Origin of the sequence: Microbacterium sp. RD1 (genome assembly GCF_052220165.1) — a bacterium.
Taxonomy (GTDB): Bacteria; Actinomycetota; Actinomycetes; order Actinomycetales; family Microbacteriaceae; genus Microbacterium.
Genome location: NZ_JBQPOL010000001.1, coordinates 943,461 through 959,694, shown reverse-complemented (window position 1 = coordinate 959,694; position 16,234 = coordinate 943,461). Strand labels below are relative to the sequence as shown.

12 protein-coding genes and 1 pseudogene are annotated in these 16,234 nt (G+C 66.7%); 7 read left to right on the top strand and 6 right to left on the bottom strand.

Going from position 1 to position 16,234, the window contains the following annotated elements; translation table 11 throughout:
- Positions 1 to 22 precede the first annotated feature (22 nt).
- Positions 23 to 1,156, bottom strand: coding sequence for an NAD(P)-dependent alcohol dehydrogenase (locus tag ACTU3I_RS04610; protein ID WP_442924457.1), 1,134 nt, complete (start codon positions 1,154 to 1,156; stop codon positions 23 to 25).
- Between the two features lie 302 nt (positions 1,157 to 1,458).
- Between ACTU3I_RS04610 and ACTU3I_RS04605 the strand changes: the two genes are divergently transcribed.
- From ACTU3I_RS04605 to ACTU3I_RS04595, 3 genes are read left to right on the top strand one after another with little or no spacing between them, the layout of a single operon-like run.
- On the top strand, positions 1,459 to 2,655 hold the full coding sequence (locus tag ACTU3I_RS04605) for a cytochrome P450 (protein WP_442924456.1): 1,197 nt from the start codon (positions 1,459 to 1,461) through the stop codon (positions 2,653 to 2,655).
- The gene (locus ACTU3I_RS04600) at positions 2,652 to 3,641 is read left to right on the top strand and encodes a PDR/VanB family oxidoreductase (RefSeq protein WP_442924455.1); all 990 of its coding nucleotides are present in this window, start codon (positions 2,652 to 2,654) and stop codon (positions 3,639 to 3,641) included. Before ACTU3I_RS04605 ends, ACTU3I_RS04600 begins: the two co-directional genes overlap by 4 nt.
- Before the next feature lie 39 nt (positions 3,642 to 3,680).
- Positions 3,681 to 4,151, top strand: a complete 471-nt coding sequence (locus ACTU3I_RS04595) for an HtaA domain-containing protein (RefSeq protein WP_442924454.1) — start codon at positions 3,681 to 3,683, stop codon at positions 4,149 to 4,151.
- A 1,357-nt stretch (positions 4,152 to 5,508) separates the two neighbouring features.
- On the opposite strand, the pseudogene ACTU3I_RS04590 reads toward ACTU3I_RS04595, so the two are convergent.
- Positions 5,509 to 8,301, bottom strand: a pseudogene (locus ACTU3I_RS04590) (PA14 domain-containing protein); the annotation flags it as partial.
- A gap of 260 nt (positions 8,302 to 8,561) precedes the next feature.
- Here ACTU3I_RS04590 and ACTU3I_RS04585 point away from each other — a divergent pair.
- Entirely contained in the window at positions 8,562 to 9,305 is a 744-nt protein-coding gene (locus ACTU3I_RS04585; protein ID WP_442924453.1) for an SDR family oxidoreductase, read from the top strand.
- Positions 9,306 to 9,356: 51 nt separating this feature from the next.
- Positions 9,357 to 9,980 carry a diguanylate cyclase gene (locus ACTU3I_RS04580; RefSeq protein WP_442924452.1) on the top strand — a complete coding sequence of 208 codons (624 nt, stop codon included), beginning with the start codon at positions 9,357 to 9,359 and terminating at the stop codon, positions 9,978 to 9,980.
- A 9-nt stretch (positions 9,981 to 9,989) separates the two neighbouring features.
- On the opposite strand, the gene ACTU3I_RS04575 is transcribed toward ACTU3I_RS04580, so the two are convergent.
- Positions 9,990 to 10,901, bottom strand: a complete 912-nt coding sequence (locus tag ACTU3I_RS04575) for an AraC family transcriptional regulator (protein WP_442924451.1) — start codon at positions 10,899 to 10,901, stop codon at positions 9,990 to 9,992.
- Between the two features lie 337 nt (positions 10,902 to 11,238).
- Between ACTU3I_RS04575 and ACTU3I_RS04570 the strand changes: the two genes are divergently transcribed.
- Positions 11,239 to 12,345: a carbon-nitrogen hydrolase family protein gene (locus ACTU3I_RS04570; protein ID WP_442924450.1), complete on the top strand. Its 1,107-nt coding sequence runs from the start codon at positions 11,239 to 11,241 to the stop codon at positions 12,343 to 12,345.
- Between the two features lie 68 nt (positions 12,346 to 12,413).
- On the opposite strand, the gene ACTU3I_RS04565 is transcribed toward ACTU3I_RS04570, so the two are convergent.
- The 3 genes from ACTU3I_RS04565 to ACTU3I_RS04555 are packed head-to-tail and all read right to left on the bottom strand — an operon-like array spanning position 12,414 to position 15,589.
- Positions 12,414 to 13,811 carry an amidase gene (locus ACTU3I_RS04565; RefSeq protein WP_442924449.1) on the bottom strand — a complete coding sequence of 466 codons (1,398 nt, stop codon included), beginning with the start codon at positions 13,809 to 13,811 and terminating at the stop codon, positions 12,414 to 12,416.
- Positions 13,808 to 13,987: a hypothetical protein gene (locus ACTU3I_RS04560; RefSeq protein ID WP_442924448.1), complete on the bottom strand. Its 180-nt coding sequence runs from the start codon at positions 13,985 to 13,987 to the stop codon at positions 13,808 to 13,810. The genes ACTU3I_RS04565 and ACTU3I_RS04560 overlap by 4 nt, the downstream gene beginning before the upstream one ends.
- Before the next feature lie 18 nt (positions 13,988 to 14,005).
- The gene (locus ACTU3I_RS04555) at positions 14,006 to 15,589 is read right to left on the bottom strand and encodes an acyl-CoA carboxylase subunit beta (RefSeq protein ID WP_442924447.1); all 1,584 of its coding nucleotides are present in this window, start codon (positions 15,587 to 15,589) and stop codon (positions 14,006 to 14,008) included.
- A gap of 121 nt (positions 15,590 to 15,710) precedes the next feature.
- Between ACTU3I_RS04555 and ACTU3I_RS04550 the strand changes: the two genes are divergently transcribed.
- Positions 15,711 to 16,220, top strand: a complete 510-nt coding sequence (locus tag ACTU3I_RS04550; protein ID WP_442924446.1) for a MaoC/PaaZ C-terminal domain-containing protein — start codon at positions 15,711 to 15,713, stop codon at positions 16,218 to 16,220.
- The last annotated feature ends 14 nt before the right edge of the window (positions 16,221 to 16,234 follow it).

The window sequence follows — 16,234 nt, the reverse complement described above, 5'->3', positions numbered from 1 at the left end:
TTGCTCCACTCGTTGTCGTCGGTCAGCGCTGCGCAGCGCTCATCGTCAGGACAGGTTTGATGACGGCACCGGTGCGACTGGCCTCGAAGGCGTCGGCGATGTCGTCGAAGGGGAACGTCTGCACGAGCTGGTCGAACGGGAACCGGCCCTGTTTCCACAGCTGCAGGAGAGCGGGGATCAGCACGTGGGCCCGTCCGCTGCCCCCCAGCGTGCCGACGATACGGGCGCCGTTGAGTGCGCGACCGTGGTCGACCTCGAAGGTCGCCCCGAGGGGTGCCCCTCCGATGAGGATCGTCGTGCCGAGTTTGCCGACCGAGCGCGTGGCCTGTTCCGTCACCCGGATGGAGCCGGTGCACTCGAAGGCGAAGTCCGCAGGTCCTCCGAGGATCACCTGCAGGTCTGCCACGACATCCCCGGACGCGGAGGCGTCGATGACGTCCGTGGCGCCGAAGCGCCGGGCGAGCTCGAGTCGAGATGCGTGCATGTCGACCGCGACGATGCGCGTGGCCGGGGTGTTCGTCGCTGCCATGACGACGGACAGACCGACCGCTCCCGCCCCGAACACCACGAGACTTTGTCCCGCCGTGGGTTTGGCAGTGTTGAACACCGCCCCGGCTCCTGTCTGGATGCCGCACGCGAGTGTCGCGGCGAGTTCCAGGGGCACGTCCTGTGGGATGACGACGGCCTGTCGCGCGGTCGCCAGCGAGTATGTCGCGAAGGAGGACTGCCCGAAGAAGTGACCCGACACCGTCTCACCGTCAGTGCCTGAGTAGGCGCTGCGGCCTGCCTTATCTCCGCGGAGTCGGGTCCCGGCGAGCAGCTCGTACTCGACCACGTCGCAGTAGCGCGGCTCCCCGTCGAGGCAACGTCGGCACTCCCCGCAGAAGGGCCAGCCGAGGACGACGTGGTCGCCGACCGCGGGGGTGGTCACGCCGGAGCCGACGGCCGCCACAATGCCCGAGCCCTCATGGCCCAGCACGCCGGGGAACGAGAAAGGCAGGTCACCGTGGCGGGCCGCTGCATCCGTGTGACAGACGCCGGAGGCGAGGATCTGCACGAGGATCTCGCCGGGGCCCGGGTCGTCGATGTCGACGTCGATGAAGTGGAAGGGCTCATCGAGCGAGGGCGTGAGCGCGCTTCGCGCGCGCGTGCTCATCTGATTCCCTCCACGGCGGCAGAGCTGCCTCGGGAAGGCCGTGCGGCTCCCTCCGGGGGCGTCGAGCGATTTGCGTCCTGTAGCGTTCCGGGCACCACATCCTCCTTTGGATGATCAGCGGCGATAGCCCCATCCTAATCGACTATTCGAAATGCGTGTCAAATAGTTGAACTCCACCAAGGCCTGTCAGACTATTCAGATATTGTTTCCAGTTCCGGAATGTGGAATACTCCGGAACCAGCAAGCCACGGCCGTGTCCGCAGAGAAGCGACCGATACCGAGACCCGAAGGAGGGTGTCCTGATGACTTCAGAAGTACTGTCGCCGACCCGACCCGAAAGCGACGTCGACCTCTGGGAGGAAGCCGCCGTTCACAACCCTCTGGAGGCGTGGCGGGAACTGCGTGAGACCGGATCGGCCGTTTGGCTGCGCGGGCGCGACGTCTGGGCGATCCCGCGCTACGACGGCGTGCGCGAGGTGCTGGGCGACGACGAATCCTTCTCGTCGTCGCAGGGCGTGGGGCTGAACCCCATGCTCAATGAGGCGATGGCCGGAACGACCATCGCCAGCGACGGTCCTTTCCACGAGCACCTCCGCGGCATCCTGCGCCGCCCGATGTCCCCGAGGGAGTTGCGCAAGCTCGCCCCCGACGTGCAGACGGAGGCCGAGACGCTCGTGGAGCGGCTTCTGGAGCGAGGAACGTTCGACGCCGTCACCGACTTGGCTCAGCACCTCCCCGTGACGATCGTCGCCGAGCGCGTGGGCCTCCCCGACGACGTGAAGGACCGCATGCTCGAGTGGGGGCTCGCGGCCTTCAACAGCTTCGGCCCCGCCGACGCGCCGCGCACCATTGCTGCCGCCGACACGCTCACCGAGGCCTACGCCTGGGGTCACGGAGCCGATCTCGAGAGCCAGCTGAAGCCTGGCGGCTGGGCTGCGGCCCTCTGGGAGGCCGCCGCGAACGGAGAACTCGCTCCCGAGCAGTGCCCCCTCATGGTCACCGACTACTGGGGCCCGAGCCTCGACACGACGATCAGTGCGACCGCGAGTGCGATCTGGTTCTTCTCTCAGAACCCGGATCAGTGGCAGTTGCTGCGCGAGGACCCCACTCTCGTGATCGGGGCCATCGACGAAACCCTCCGCCTCGTCTCGCCGATCTCCTACTTCACGCGCGTCGCGACGCGCGATCGCGAGATCGACGGGCAGATGATCCCTGCCGGAGATCGCGTCATGGTGATGTACGGGTCGGCGAACCGCGACGAGCGCAAATACTCGGACCCAGATCGGTTCGACATCACGCGCAAGGCCGGTGACCACCTGGCATTCGGGCACGGAGCGCACAGTTGCGCCGGGCAGCCCCTGGCACGCCTCGAACTGCGGGCGCTGCTGACGGCGCTCGCCGCTCGCGTGGACAGCTTCGAGTGCTTTTCGGCCGAGCCGTTGGAGCACAACTGGCTCCGCGGGTTCGTCTCGATGCCGGTGAGGATGCATGCGGCATGACGGGGGTGGCTACGCAGGTGCGTGAGGCACCATCGAGCACGCCGGCTGACGAGGTGGAACTCACTCTGCACGTGCACCGCCGCCGGGAGCTGGCGGACGGGGTCATCGGGCTCACCCTGACCCATCCCGACGGTGAGGATCTGCCCGCGTGGGAACCGGGCGCGCACATCGACGTGATCCTCGACACGGGGGTCACGCGGCAGTACTCGTTGTGCGGCGACCCCGAGGACCGGTCGGCGTGGGAGATCGCCGTCCTCCTGGAGACGCCGAGCCGCGGCGGCTCTTCGTACCTCCACCGCTCTGTCTCCGAGGGGAGCCCGCTGCGGGTGCGCGGACCGCGCAACCACTTCCGTCTGCACGCCGACGGCCCCCTCGCCTTCGTCGCAGGTGGCATCGGCATCACCCCGCTCCTTCCGATGTTGCGCGAGGCCGACGCGGCCGGAGTGGACTGGCAGCTGCACTATGCCGGACGCTCGCGATCGTCCATGGCCTTCGTGAGCGAACTGCAGGAGCGTTACGGCGATCGCGTGCGCGTGCACCCTAGGGATGAAGTCGAGCGCATGGATCTCGCCGCTCTCATCACATCCGACCGCGCCGGTGCACATATCTATGCGTGCGGGCCGGGGCCCCTTCTCACTGCTCTCGAGGCGCAGTGGGGCGAGGAGGTCGTGCATTCTGAACGGTTCACCCCCCGCGAGGATGTGGACCTCGCGCCCGCGGGCTCATTCGACGTCGAGTTGGAGCGAAGCGGCCTGACCCTGCACGTCCCCGAAGACCGGAGCGTGCTGGAGGTTGTGCGGTCCGCGGGGGTGAGCGTCCTCTCCTCCTGCTCCGAGGGCACGTGTGGAACGTGCGAGACGGTCGTGCTGGAAGGCGAGGTCGCGCACCGAGACTCCATCCTGACCGCGGAGGAGCGCGCGGCGAACGACATCATGTACATCTGCGTGTCTCGCGCGCGCGGGAAACGTCTGCTCCTCGATCTGTAGTGGTGGTTCGGCCCTGGCCATGATGACGGAGATGAGTCGATGACCGGTCATTTGTCCTGGCCGATAAAGACGAGCTTTCGACGTTACGTCGAGGCCATGCCTGACGGCGTTGTGAGCGTTGACTCCGGCGCGCGGTTGCTCGCCACGACCATCCACTTCCCGCTCGAAACGCCCCTGACCCCAGGCGAGCCACTGCCGTCCGAGATCCGATTCGCCGGCGACGTGCAGTTCGAAGGCCACGGCGGGCGTCTCGCCATTCTTTTCAGCGAACTTCGCCTCGAGCGGACGGCCGGCGGGCATCGCCTCACGATCGACCACCCGTGGTCCGTCGACGGTTCTCTTCCCCGCATACCTGTGGCGGAGGTCCGGTGGAACCGCTTGGCATCGACGCACGCCAGCAGCGAATCGGTGAGTCTGTCTTCGGAAGGTGCATCACTGTTCAACAATGCGTATGAGCGCGGCTCGCAACTCGACCAGATGTCCATCGAGCTAGACGTCGCGAGCCCGTAGACGTACGCACCACGCAATAGCTTCGCCAGCGTGCTCTACATGAGCTGACGGGACGCGAAACGCGGGATCGCCGACATGTCGTCAGCAGCAATGCTTCCAATGCCTTCGCCGGCTCCCCGGCGAACCGGTATGCGGTCTGCGAGGGTCGGTTCCGCGCACGGCAGTCCGCGAAGTCGTCCTTGTGCACATCTTCCCCGGCGGGCCGCACGACCCAAGATGACAACCCCGCGATCCTGGGGTCCCAGAGGTTCGCAGGGCTTCTCAGCTGGTGGTGCGCTACTTGGTCCGAGTTCCTGAGGAAAAGTTGTCGTCCGAAAGCACGTCAACGACTTGGCCATGCTGGTAATCGAAGAGCTGCTGGAATCTCGCGTCGCCCCTTACTTTGCGTCCGCCGCGAGTCGCGAAGCTAGCATCGCGTCGTCCCTCGCTGCGGCGACCGTCTCCCACCAGAAGGGACAGGGAGCGCCGTGGTCAGGTCATTCACACGGACTGCGCGCACGATCTCGATTCCTCAACCGACCGGAGGAAGGTTACCAAGCCGGGTCCCTGAGCGGGAATGTCCGCGATATTGACGATCGTCGCGCGCACGCCCAACCGCCTAGTGCACCAACCTAGAGCGAGCCTACGACAACAGCTGCCACGTTCTAGAGTTCACCTACTAAGGCGGCGTTGCAGAGTCTCGTTCTGACCGGAAATCAGGAGTGTCCGTCAAACCGCGTTACACCCGATCATGCAGTCACGAGCTCGTTTACGAAGACCCTCTGCCCGTGCCGTAGGCGGACATCAGGAGATCTGCGACGCGCCGGATTGATCCGCTCCAAAAACCGAAGAGGTCACGAATGTTGGCGAAGACGGGTTGGCACTCGAATACGTCGCCGTTCGCAAAGATGAGTCGCACCAGCGGCATCTGGAGAAGACCCCAGAGCACGCGAACTCGCAGCACCTTTGTCAGCTCGCGCCCGGGGTAAGAGTACAGCCGCGCAGGGCCCGAAGAACTGTTCCAAACTTCCAACCCCTCCGAACCCGCGACCAAATGACCACCGTCAACGGAGACGGGGGTCATTCCTGCCCGAACGAATGCGCCGTTGGAGAAGCTCACGAGAACGGTGAGCCCTCGCCGCGCTAGGAATCGCCGGGAGCCGCGAAATTGCGACATAGCGGAAGTGGACAACCCCCGGCATGACGATTAGAGCGATGAGGCCGAAGGCAAGCCAGGCGCCCGCCTGCGGCACGCCAAATGGGCGGTTCCCCCATGACACGGCCCCGCCCACCGCCAAGACCTCCATCATCGTCAGCCCGAACAGCACTGTGGCAGGCCGCCAGCTTGAGTCGGCCTTCACAAAGATGTCCATCGTATTCACGGTGTCCATGGCGTGGGCCGTTTCGTCGTCGCGACCCCAAGAAGGCCGAGGACCGTCGGTAGCTCATCTACCGCGATCATATGAGCGTCAAAAATGGTCGCCGCGATAGGGCCTGCACCGACGGCAGCAAAGACGCGGGAGAAAAGGGCAACGGGAACACTCCCCCAGCATTGCGCGTCCAAAGCGTATCCAATGCATGAGCTCACCAGACCGGTAACGCCTATTCCCCAAGCTACTCCGCCCACCACGGTTGAGGCGGCCGTCACGGTGGCAGCGACTGGAGGCACCGGAACGAACCTGGCTGCTACAAGCAGCGTAAGAGAGAGAGCCGTCAGTCCATATGACGAGTACCTGGCGATCGTGCCCGCATTCCTCGCAGTCGACTGAACTCGGTGGGTGTCTCTCGCGTGGCGGGATAGACCGTTGTCCAGCTTGGTGACCGAACGTCCCGCCTTGATCCAGCGCTCCGCGGAGTCGGCCGTGAACTCGCCACTCAGATCGTGTTTGTTGATCGGGTCGGTGGGCCAGACGTAGTCGTTGTCGACGCCGCCTTCGATCGGGTCGACGGACAAGAACCGACCGAGCGCGGGGACGTATATGCGCGCGCCCATCTCGACGATCGTAAACGTGCCCGACGTGTGCGCGAGCTTCAGACCGGCCTGATGCCACCCGGTACGGTCGCTGGTCGTCCCGGTGTCATCGGCCGTTGCGGTGCCCAGTGCACGGCTGACGGGGTCGAGCGGCTGTCCGAACGGGTCGCACAACAGCACGTCGCCCGATGATTCGCCGTCGCCCGTCGCCAGCGTGTGTCCCAGCAGCGATGGGTACGACCACTGCTTCGCTGATCCGGTGACGGTGGCACTGGCTCCGCCCGGGAGCGAGAGGTGCCTTGTGATCGTGGACCCGGTCTTGGTCGCCCACGGCGAGTCACCACCCCCGGCGTGGAGGTAAGTGGTGGCCACCGCACTCCCGCCGGACGGCGTGACCGTTCGCTTTACGATTCTTCCCGTTGCGTCGCGGAGCAGGGTCATGACGGTTCCGTCAGCCCACTGCGTCTTTATGTGACGGTTGGCCGCGTCGTACGTGAGGGTGGCGTCCGCGAGCTCGGTGATGTTGCCGCGCGCGTCGTAGCTGATCTCACTGGTCGTCAGGCCGTCAGCGACCTGGTGCGCGCCGGGAACAGGATTCGTCACCGCGCTAGAGAGGAGGCGGTCCGCCCAGTCGTAGCAATATGTGGACGTCGTCGTGACGGACGTTCCAGCCCCGGGTGCGGTGTAGACGTCTGTCGCGGTGGTCCGATTGCCGGATGCTCCCGCAGCAGTGTTTGCACCGCATCCGCCGACCGCCGCGTACCCATATGTCAGGGTGTGCGACGGGATAGCGGCAGATACCAGCCGTCCCGCTGAGTCATACCCATAGGTGGAGATATGCGTCGTGGACCCACGCGCCTGCGTCTGCTGAACCACTCGTCCCGACTGCGACCGCGCCACCGAATCCGTGATCGGGTCCGTGGTGGGGAACGTCCACGTCTGCGCGGTGAGGCGCCCTGCGAGGTCTCGCACCAGCGAACCAAGTTCTGCACCGCCCTCATACGAGACGCCCTCGAGTCGCTGAAGGGAGTCGTATGCCACCGTCGCCGCGAGCTGCCCAGCATGGGTGACCCTCCAAACCTTCCCGTCGAGGTCGTACTCGAACGCCGTCACTACGGCGGATCCGCCAGCAGGCGTTGTGGCGCTGCTCACAGCCCGACCGGTGATGGGGTCACATGAGGTCGTCGTTACCGTGCCCCACACATCCGTGGACGAAATCGTCCGTCCGAGCAGGTCAGACTCAGTCGTGATAGTCGACCCGTTCGGTGAACCAGTCACGGCGCCGTTTGCGACGGTCACCTTGAGCCCAGCTGCGGTCGCGGAGTATGTCGTGAGCGTCGTGAGCGTCGCCGCACCCGACGGCCCGACCGCGGACTGCGACGTGACGCGGCCGCGCACATCGAAGCTCGTGCACGACCAGCTCGCGTCGCCGGTGCGCTTCGTTCCCACCGTGCGCCCCCAGACGTCGTAGGCGTACTGCGTCCTCACGGTGGTGCCGCTGGAAGACGTCGGCCCCGTCGTTGACCTCGCCATCCCGTACTGTCGAGTGCCGGCCGGTATGCCACACACGGCGGGCGCATCCTCCAGGTCGCCGTAGTACGCGGTCGTCGTTGCCGCGGTGCTGTGGGCACCGGTCGCGTTCCCGGCCGGAAGAGTGCGCGTGGTTCGGCGCAGCCATCCGGCGGCCCCGGGTTGTTCGTACGCGACCTCGGTGCGCAGGTTGAGATTCACGGGGTCCACCGCAGATTCTGTCGCTTGACCGAGCCACGGATGCTGATACTTCATCGTGGTCGTGACAGACGGCGCAGATGCTCCGGCAACGGTCGTGGAGTCGAAGACTTTGCTCTTTGTGACGAGCCCGAAGTCGGGCCGCAGCTGCGCCCCAGGCACGATGACCGCCGAGGAGGACCCGGGAGCGATCCACTTCAGCTGCAGGAGCGCGTCACCTACTCCCTCGTTCATCTCCACCCGAATGCGCCGCGTCTCTCCCGCGCTGACGATGATGGGCGTGCCCGCGCGCTGCAGCAGGCCGGGCGACCACTTGTCGACGATCAAGACGTCGTTCACCCAGACGCGGGCGCCGTCGTCGCTGTTGGTGACGAAGGTGTATGTGCCTGCGGTGGGGAATGTGACGAGACCCGTCAACCGGAGCGACCAATTGTCCACGGCGATGCCGCTGCCAGGCGATGCAGTGCCCCAGCCGCGGTCGACAGTACTTCACGCGACGAGCTATCCAGTCCGTATGGTCGCTTGCCGGATCATCAATTTCTAACGTACACTCGTTAGTAATTTGACGGACAGATTGGCAGGGAGCGCCGTGGCGAATCGTCGCAGAGAGACCGAGGACGCGTTCCTGTCGCAGCGGCGGTGCACGCGCGCTCGGGTTGCAAGCTCTCGGGCCCGTTCGTGATCCGTCGCCCCCCAGATCTCGGGACATCGCCCTTCCACGGGGAGCAGCGATGAGACTGCCAGGCAAAGTCGCGTTGATCAGCGGCGGGGCGGGAGGCATGGGCGCTCGTCACGCGCGGGCGCTCGTGGACGAAGGCGCCTCTGTCGTGATAGGCGACATCGACGCTTCGACTGGTTCCGCTCTCGCCGATTCTCTCGGCGATGCCGCGCGCTTCGTCCGTCTCGACGTGCGCGACAACGACGACTGGGCCTCTGCGGTCAGCATGGCGGAGGAGGAGTTCGGCCAACTGAACGTCCTGGTGAACAACGCCGGAATCTTCCGCGGGGGCTCGGTCGCCGACTGCACGGACGAGCAATGGGAGCTGGTGCTGGGGATCAATCTCACGGGGGCCCTGCGCGGCATCCGCGCAGCCACACCGGCCCTGACGCGTGCTCGGCCCTCGTCCATCGTCAACATCTCCTCAACGGCGGGCCTGAAGGGTTTCGCCGGAGCCGTCGCTTACGGCGCCTCGAAGTGGGGGCTTCGCGGGCTCACCAAGGATGCTGCGATCGACCTGGCCCCCTTCGGCATCCGGGTCAACTCGATCCACCCGGGGAACGTCCAGACCCCGATGATCGATGGGCTCTACGCCAATTTCGACCACGTCCTGCAGGGGCGGGCGGGGCAGCCGTCCGAGATCAGCGACCTCGTCGTCTTCCTCGCTTCCGACGAGAGCTCGTTCTCGACCGGCGCCGAGTTCGTCGCCGACGGCGGAGAGACGGTCGGACTACCGGGTTCGATGGTCCTCGGCTGAGACCGTCTCACGACGCCTTGTGTACCACCGGCAACTCAAAGGAGAGGTCCCATGATCGCTGACATCCAGGCTCCCGACAGCCGTCTCGCTCGGGAAGCGGAGGAGCTAGCTCGGTCGGTCTCCGACGACATGCTGTTCAATCACGTGATGCGGTGCTACTGGTTCAGCGAGCTGTTCGCCCGGCAACAGGGTCTGCAGATTGACCGCGAGCTGGTCTTCCTCTCGTCGGTGCTGCACGACCTCGGACTGACCGACCACGCACGCGGTGCGAATCGCTTCGAGATCGAGGGGGCTGATGCCGCGCGGACCTTCCTGTTGCAGCAGGGGATCAGCGACGAGCGCGCATGGCATGTGTGGAACGACATCGCGCTGCACGTCTGGGATGTGAATTTGTTCCGCGATGACAGCAGCAAAGCCATGGAGTTGGGCCTGGTCCACGATGTGGTCGGCGTTCCGGGAGCGGAACTCGACGAACGCGACGTAGCGGAGGTTCTCCGGCATTATCCGCGCCTCGACTTCAAGCGCGCCTTCCACGAGGTTCTGCGCAACGAGCTGGAGAGCACGTCACCGTACCCGCATTTCTTCCACATTTGTACGTACATCGAGCACGCTGGCGCCCCGCTCACGCTGCCGGCGGGGTCCGCACTCATCGAGGGCGCGCCCTTCGATGAGTGATTCGTCACCTCACGGGCGCGCCGTGCTCGCGTTTGGGGACGTCGCGCCATCGCGGAACTGCGCGGGTGTGCAACCGAAACGTTCGCGGAACACGGTGTGGAAGTGCGACACCGACCCAAAGCCGCTCTCGATCGCGATGGTCGCGATGCTGCGCGAGCGACCGCCGTCGGCCAGGAGAGTGCGCGCACGCTCGAAGCGAGCCTCCAGGAGTACGTCGCGATAGTTGAGTCCCGCGGCACGGAGAGTGCGGAACAGTGTCCGGCGCGAAATGAGCAGCCGCCGCGCGGTCTGCTCGGCGGTGAGGTCCGGGTCGTGCGCGGTCGAGGCGATATGCGCGACGATCTCGGTACTCTCGACCACGCGCTCCTTGCCCCCGGTCGCCGCGGTCGGTCCTTCGGATGCCGCGATGGCGCCGAGCGCATCCGTCAGCCCCTGAGAGTGAGTGCGGAAGTCGACCGTCGGGTTATGCAGGGCGGCGAGGCTCAGGTCCCACAGATAGGTCCGCCACGGCCGGGACAGGACATCGGGCCGCCGCACGGCCGCGTGCAGCGGCGTCTCGCGCGCCGCCTCGGGCAGGTGTGCCGTCAGCGATTCGGTCGGCACGCTGAAGACCAGCTGCTCGAAAGGGGTCACGCACTCTACGACGTACTCGACCGCTCGGTCGAGGAAGACGACGTCTCCCGCGCGGAAGACGACCTCCTCCTCATCCTGCCGGGCTGAGGAGACCCCCGAGAGCTGCCAGATGACCGTGGTGAGCGGCGAAGGATCGGCGCGGACGTGCTCCTGACGCCGGTATGCCGTCAGCGACGATCCGTGCAGGGCGATAACGCCCGTCGGCCCGATCATAGAGTTCCACAGCCTCCCGGAGAAACGGGACGCCTCGGCGGTCTCGAAATCCAGCTCGGCGAAGGACTCGAACATGATCTCACGCCACCGGCCGATGTTCCCGGCTGTGTGCGACCGGGTCGCAGGCGAAAGCGACGACAGCATCCGGCTACGCGCCGGCGCCGAACCCGAGGCGTTCGCGCTCATCTCGTCCTCACAGAGGCGGGCGGGGGCGGACCATGGATCACCCCGTGAAGTAATGATAATCGACCTTGCGTCCGTCGCCGCGGCGAGGTTACGGCGTCGACCACCGGAGTGGCACTGGTCCGCAGTCCGGTGGCACCCCCGCGTGGTTCCGCGCGGGGAGCGCCGAATTAATGTCGGGAACCTAGCGCCACACACGCACGGCGCCGTTGTTGTAAGGAGGCAACCTATGGCATTCCCGATCATCCGCGCCGCCGTCGCGCAGCTCGAGCCCGTGTGGTTCGATGCCAACGCCACCATCGACAAGTCGATCGAATGGATGGAGAAGGCGTCTCGCGAAGGCGTGCAGCTGCTCGCGTTCCCTGAGGTCTTCATCCCGGGCTACCCGTGGTGGATCTGGCACGGTCCGCTCGGCTACCAGTCGAAGTTCGTCGCCCCGTACCACGAGAACTCGATCGAACGAAACGGCCCCGAGCTCAAGCGCCTCGCACGCGCAGCGCGCGAACACCGCATCGCGATCGTAATGGGCTTCTCGGAGTACGACCGCGGCAGCTTGTACATGTCGCAGGCGACGATCAACGAGTTCGGAGAGCTCGTGTCGGTGCGCCGGAAGCTCAAGCCGACGCACGTGGAGCGCTCGGTCTACGGCGACGGCATGGGCGTGGATCTGCAGGTGCACCAGCTGTCGTTCGCTCGTGTCGGTGCCCTCAACTGCTGGGAGCATTTTCAGCCACTCACGAAGTACACGATGTACAGCATGGGCGAGCAGATCCACGTCGCCTCCTGGCCGAACATGACGAACTACACCTCGCTCGCGCACTCGTTCGGTCCTGAAGTGACCCACGCGATCAATCTCAGCTACGCGGTGGAGGGCCAGTCCTTCGTGCTCGAGGCGCACAACACCATCAGCCAGGCGGGCGTCGACCTCTACGCCTACGACGAGTTGTCGGCCCAGCACCTGCTGGCCGGCGGCGGGTATTCGCGCATCTGGGGCCCGAACGGCAACTCGGTAGCGACGCCGCTGGACGAGCACGAGGAGGGTCTCCTCATCGGCGACCTCGACTTCGCCGAGATCGAGGGCGCCCGCGGCGGCGCCGACGCGGTGGGGCACTACTCGCGGCCGGACATCTTCCAGCTGCACGTGAACCGCACGCCGGCACGTCATGTGGTGGAGTACTGGACGCATTCGGCTCCGGCCGAGCGCGGCGGAGTGCACCAGCTCAACGGCATCCCCACGACGCCCTATCGCGACCTCATCGTCGACATCGACGGCGACGACGCGCACACGCCCGAGCTGGAATACCTCGAGACGCGGGTGCTCGACTCCGGACGCTGAGTCCCCCGCTCACAAACCGGCCCCGTGACACGTCGTCGCGGGGCCGGTTCTCGGTGTCGGAGCGATTCTCAGCGCGGCTGCACGGGGGCGACCGCGGCGTGCCATGCGGTGATCTGCTGATACGCGATACCGAGGGACAGAATGCCCTCCTCGTCGAACGGTCGACCCACGATCTGCATCCCCGCGGGAAGCCTGTCGACGAACCCGATCGGAAGGGCCAGCGCGGGGCTCCCGAGGACGCTGGCAAGGCCGGTGAAGAAGCGCTGGGGGCCCTCCGGCAGGACGAATGCGCGGACGACGTCGGCCGGGTCGGCACCGATCGTGGCAGCCGTCGTGGCGAATCCCGGCAGGAGGAAACCGTCCACCCGCGCGAAGATCTCCTCGAAGCGCTGACGGAGATAGCGGCGGTAGCGCTGGGCCAGGAGGTAGTCGGATGCCGTCACCGACTCGCCGGCGAGCAGCAGCGCACGCACATCCGGGCCGTACGCGTCCCGGCGCTCGGAAAGCAGGCTCCGGTGGACGGCACTGGGCTCGGCTACATGGATGATGAGCCACGCGTCGTAGTAGGCGTCGAGGCCGGGGACCTCGAGTTCGACGATCACGGCTCCGGCGTTGGCCAAGTCGTCGACCGCCCGTCGCAAGGCCGCCGCGATGCCGGGCTCGGCACGCTCGAACGTGATGCCCCGGATGACGCCGACGCGCTTTCCCCGCAGATCGTCGTCGCCCCGAGACGGAGGCACGGGCCGGCGGGAGCTGCCCGGGTCCTTGGGGTCGTACCCGGCGATGACGCGATGCACCGCGGCGACGTCCTCCGCGGTCCGCGCGATCGGCCCGACGGTGTCCATCGTCCAGGCGAGGGGGAAGACGCCGTGCAGACTGACACGACCGACGGAGGGGCGCAAGCCGGTCATGCCGGTCATCGCCGAGGGGAGGCGGATCGACCCCCCGGTGTCGGTCCCGAGGGCCACGACGCACTCCCCCGCCGCAACGGCGGCGGCTGACCCCCCGCTGGACCCGCCCGCATTGCGCGAAAGGTCCCACGGATTGCGGGTGGGCCCGTAGTGAGGGTTCTCCGTCGATCCACCCCAACCGAACTCGTGCAGGTTCGCCTTGCCGACGACGACGGCACCCGCTTCCCGCAGGCGGCGGACGGTGGTGGCGTCTTGGGGAGGACGATTCCCTCTCAGGGAGCCCGATCCCGAGGTGGTGGGCGCGTCGGCGGTGTCGATGTTGTCCTTCACCGCGACGGTGATCCCCGCCAGCGGCATGGCCCGCAGTTGGTCGGACGTGCTCCGATCAAGCAGGCCCGCCTGGGCGCGCGCCTGCGCGTCGGTGATGGTGATGAGAGCGTTCACGGCGGGCTCGACCTGGTCGATTCTCGCCAGTGACTCCTCGACGAGGTCGCGGACGGAGACCTCCCGGCGGTGCACCGCTGCGACGACGGATGACACGTCGCGCACGGTCATCGCGTCCCCGTGACGGGCTCTCCGAGGAGCGTGGCAGGGCGCAGCGCGGGGTCGGAGGGCGTCGCCCGTCTCAACCGCTCCCCCGCCGCGACGAGTCCGCGACGAAGGTCGTCGACGAGTTCACGGTCGTCGGGGTGGACGGGGGCGTGCCCGTGCGCGGGCGACTCGATCGCCATCGGCTCCTCCTCCCCGGCTCAGACCGGAGTGACCGCCTGGCGACGGGTCACCGGTGTCTTCGGACGGCGAAGGTACAGGTTGAGGCGGCGCGAAAGCTCTCCGCGCAGCTCGTCGGTCGGCACGACCGCTTCCACGGCGTTGGCGTCGGCGATCTTGAACACGTCGATTCCCTCGGCGTACTCGGTGTGCTTCTCGGCCACGAAGGCGCGGCGCTCCTCGGGATCCTCGATCGCGTGGATCTGGTTGTAATACACGCCGTTCACGGCCGCATCGGGGCCCATCAGGGCCGGTCTCGCGGTCGGCAGCGCGAGCACCGCATCCGGATGCATCGGCGCCCCCGACATCGCGAGGTACCCACCGCCGTAGGCCTTGCGCACCAGCACGGTGATCCGCGGCACCCGGCACTCCGACACCGCGAAGATCATCTTCGCGCCGTGGCGGATGATGCCCTGGCGCTCGACGGCCGAGCCGATCATGTACCCGGCGATGTCGACGAGGAACAGGATGGGAACGTTGTAGGCGTTGCAGATCCAGATGAACCGCGCGGCTTTGTCGGAGGAGTCAGGGAAGATCGACCCGCCCATGTGGGTGGGCTGGTTCGCGACGATGCCGACGGGCTGCCCGTCGATGCGGGCGAACCCGGTGAGCATCTCGGGGGCGAACAGCTCTTTGTAGGGGAAGAACGTGTCCTCGTCGACCAGGGCGGCCACCGCCTCCTCCATGTCGAAGACCTCGGCCTCGCGCAGCGGCACGATCTCGCTCAGCAAGCGCCCCTCGCGCGGGGCGACCGGCTCGGCCACCGGGGCGGCCTGCTCCCAGTTGGGCGGCAGGTACGACAGCCACACGCGGATGGCGGCGATGGCCTCCGGGTCGTCCTCGACGAGCACGTCGCCGAGGCCCGAGACGGTGCAGTGCATCTCGGCGCCGCCCATCTCCTCGAGCGTCACCTTCTCACCGGTGACCATCTCGGCCAGTCGCGGGGAGCCGAGGTACGCGGTGGCGTGACCGCGGACCATGATCGTGAGGTCGCACAGCGCAGGAACGTACGCAGATCCGGCCGGCGACGGGCCGAAAAGAGCGCACACCTGCGGGACCCGCCCCGAGATCTGCACCTGGTTATAGAAGATGTTGCCCCACGCGTGCCGGCCGGCGAAGCTCTCGAACTGCTCGTCGATGCGCGCGCCCGCCGAGTCGAAGAGATACACGATGGGGATGCCGGCGGCGGACGCCGTCTCCTGCGCGAAGGTGATCTTCTCGAAGGTGCGGTTGCCCCACGTGCCGGCCTTGACGCTGTAGTCGTTCGCGATCACGCACACTCGGCGGCCGTCGACGTCGCCGTACGCGCAGACGACCGCGTCGCCGTGGAGCCCCGACTCATGTCGGGCGAGCAACCCGTCCTCGATGTAGTCGCCGTTGTCGAACAGCAGCTCCAGACGGTCGCGGACGAGGAGCTTGCCGGATGCGACGATCTTCTCCCGCGTCTTGGCCGGCCCGCCCAGGCGGGCCTCGGCGAGCGTCTCGGTGAGGCGCTCGTGAACGGAGCGGGGCGCCAGAGCATCGGCCGAATCCGCCGCCGGATCGGCCTGCACGGTAGTCGTCATCGGTGACCTCCTGAGTGAACTCGGTACGGTGAGGTAGACTCACTAACAAGTGTACGTTAGTCTACACGTAAGCATCGGAGAGAGCCACCGCCGGATCTCCACCGGGAAAGACGAGACGTTCATGTCATTCATCGATTCGCACCGGACCTCTACCGCGACCGGGCGACGCCTGCAGGCCCCCGAGTACTTCTGGGAGGACATCCGCACCGGCGACACGATCGAATCGTCGGGTCTCACCGTCACCGACGCTCACCTCGTCTCGTGGGCGGGACTGACCGGGGACATCGTGGAGTTCCATCTGAACGCCGAGTACGCCGCCGGAACACCGTTCGGTGAGCGCATCGCGCACGGCCCCTTCACCGCGTCGGTCGCCCTCGGCCTGCTCACCCAGACGGGATACGTCCGCAAGGTCGTTGCCTGGCTGGGCTTCGACACGCTCCGCGCGAAGAAGCCGGTGCTCATCGGCGACACCATCCGCGCCCGCGCGACCCTCGCCGAGACCCGACCGACGAGCAAGCCGGGCACCGGGGTGTGGTCGTTCGAGTACGAGGTACTCAACCAGCGCGACGAGACGGTCATGACGTTCACGTCGGGATTCCTCGTCGCCCGTGACCCTGGCGACCGGGACTGATAACCGCGCCGGGC

Coding starts and splice junctions, on each gene's coding strand:
- ACTU3I_RS04610 (WP_442924457.1), bottom strand. CDS start 1,156: ATGAGCACGCGCGCGCGAAGCGCGCTCACGCCCTCGCTCGATGAGCCC.
- ACTU3I_RS04560 (WP_442924448.1), bottom strand. CDS start 13,987: ATGGCGATCGAGTCGCCCGCGCACGGGCACGCCCCCGTCCACCCCGAC.
- ACTU3I_RS04595 (WP_442924454.1), top strand. CDS start 3,681: ATGACCGGTCATTTGTCCTGGCCGATAAAGACGAGCTTTCGACGTTAC.
- ACTU3I_RS04550 (WP_442924446.1), top strand. CDS start 15,711: ATGTCATTCATCGATTCGCACCGGACCTCTACCGCGACCGGGCGACGC.
- ACTU3I_RS04580 (WP_442924452.1), top strand. CDS start 9,357: ATGATCGCTGACATCCAGGCTCCCGACAGCCGTCTCGCTCGGGAAGCG.
- ACTU3I_RS04570 (WP_442924450.1), top strand. CDS start 11,239: ATGGCATTCCCGATCATCCGCGCCGCCGTCGCGCAGCTCGAGCCCGTG.
- ACTU3I_RS04565 (WP_442924449.1), bottom strand. CDS start 13,811: ATGACCGTGCGCGACGTGTCATCCGTCGTCGCAGCGGTGCACCGCCGG.
- ACTU3I_RS04605 (WP_442924456.1), top strand. CDS start 1,459: ATGACTTCAGAAGTACTGTCGCCGACCCGACCCGAAAGCGACGTCGAC.
- ACTU3I_RS04600 (WP_442924455.1), top strand. CDS start 2,652: ATGACGGGGGTGGCTACGCAGGTGCGTGAGGCACCATCGAGCACGCCG.
- ACTU3I_RS04555 (WP_442924447.1), bottom strand. CDS start 15,589: ATGACGACTACCGTGCAGGCCGATCCGGCGGCGGATTCGGCCGATGCT.
- ACTU3I_RS04575 (WP_442924451.1), bottom strand. CDS start 10,901: ATGTTCGAGTCCTTCGCCGAGCTGGATTTCGAGACCGCCGAGGCGTCC.
- ACTU3I_RS04585 (WP_442924453.1), top strand. CDS start 8,562: ATGAGACTGCCAGGCAAAGTCGCGTTGATCAGCGGCGGGGCGGGAGGC.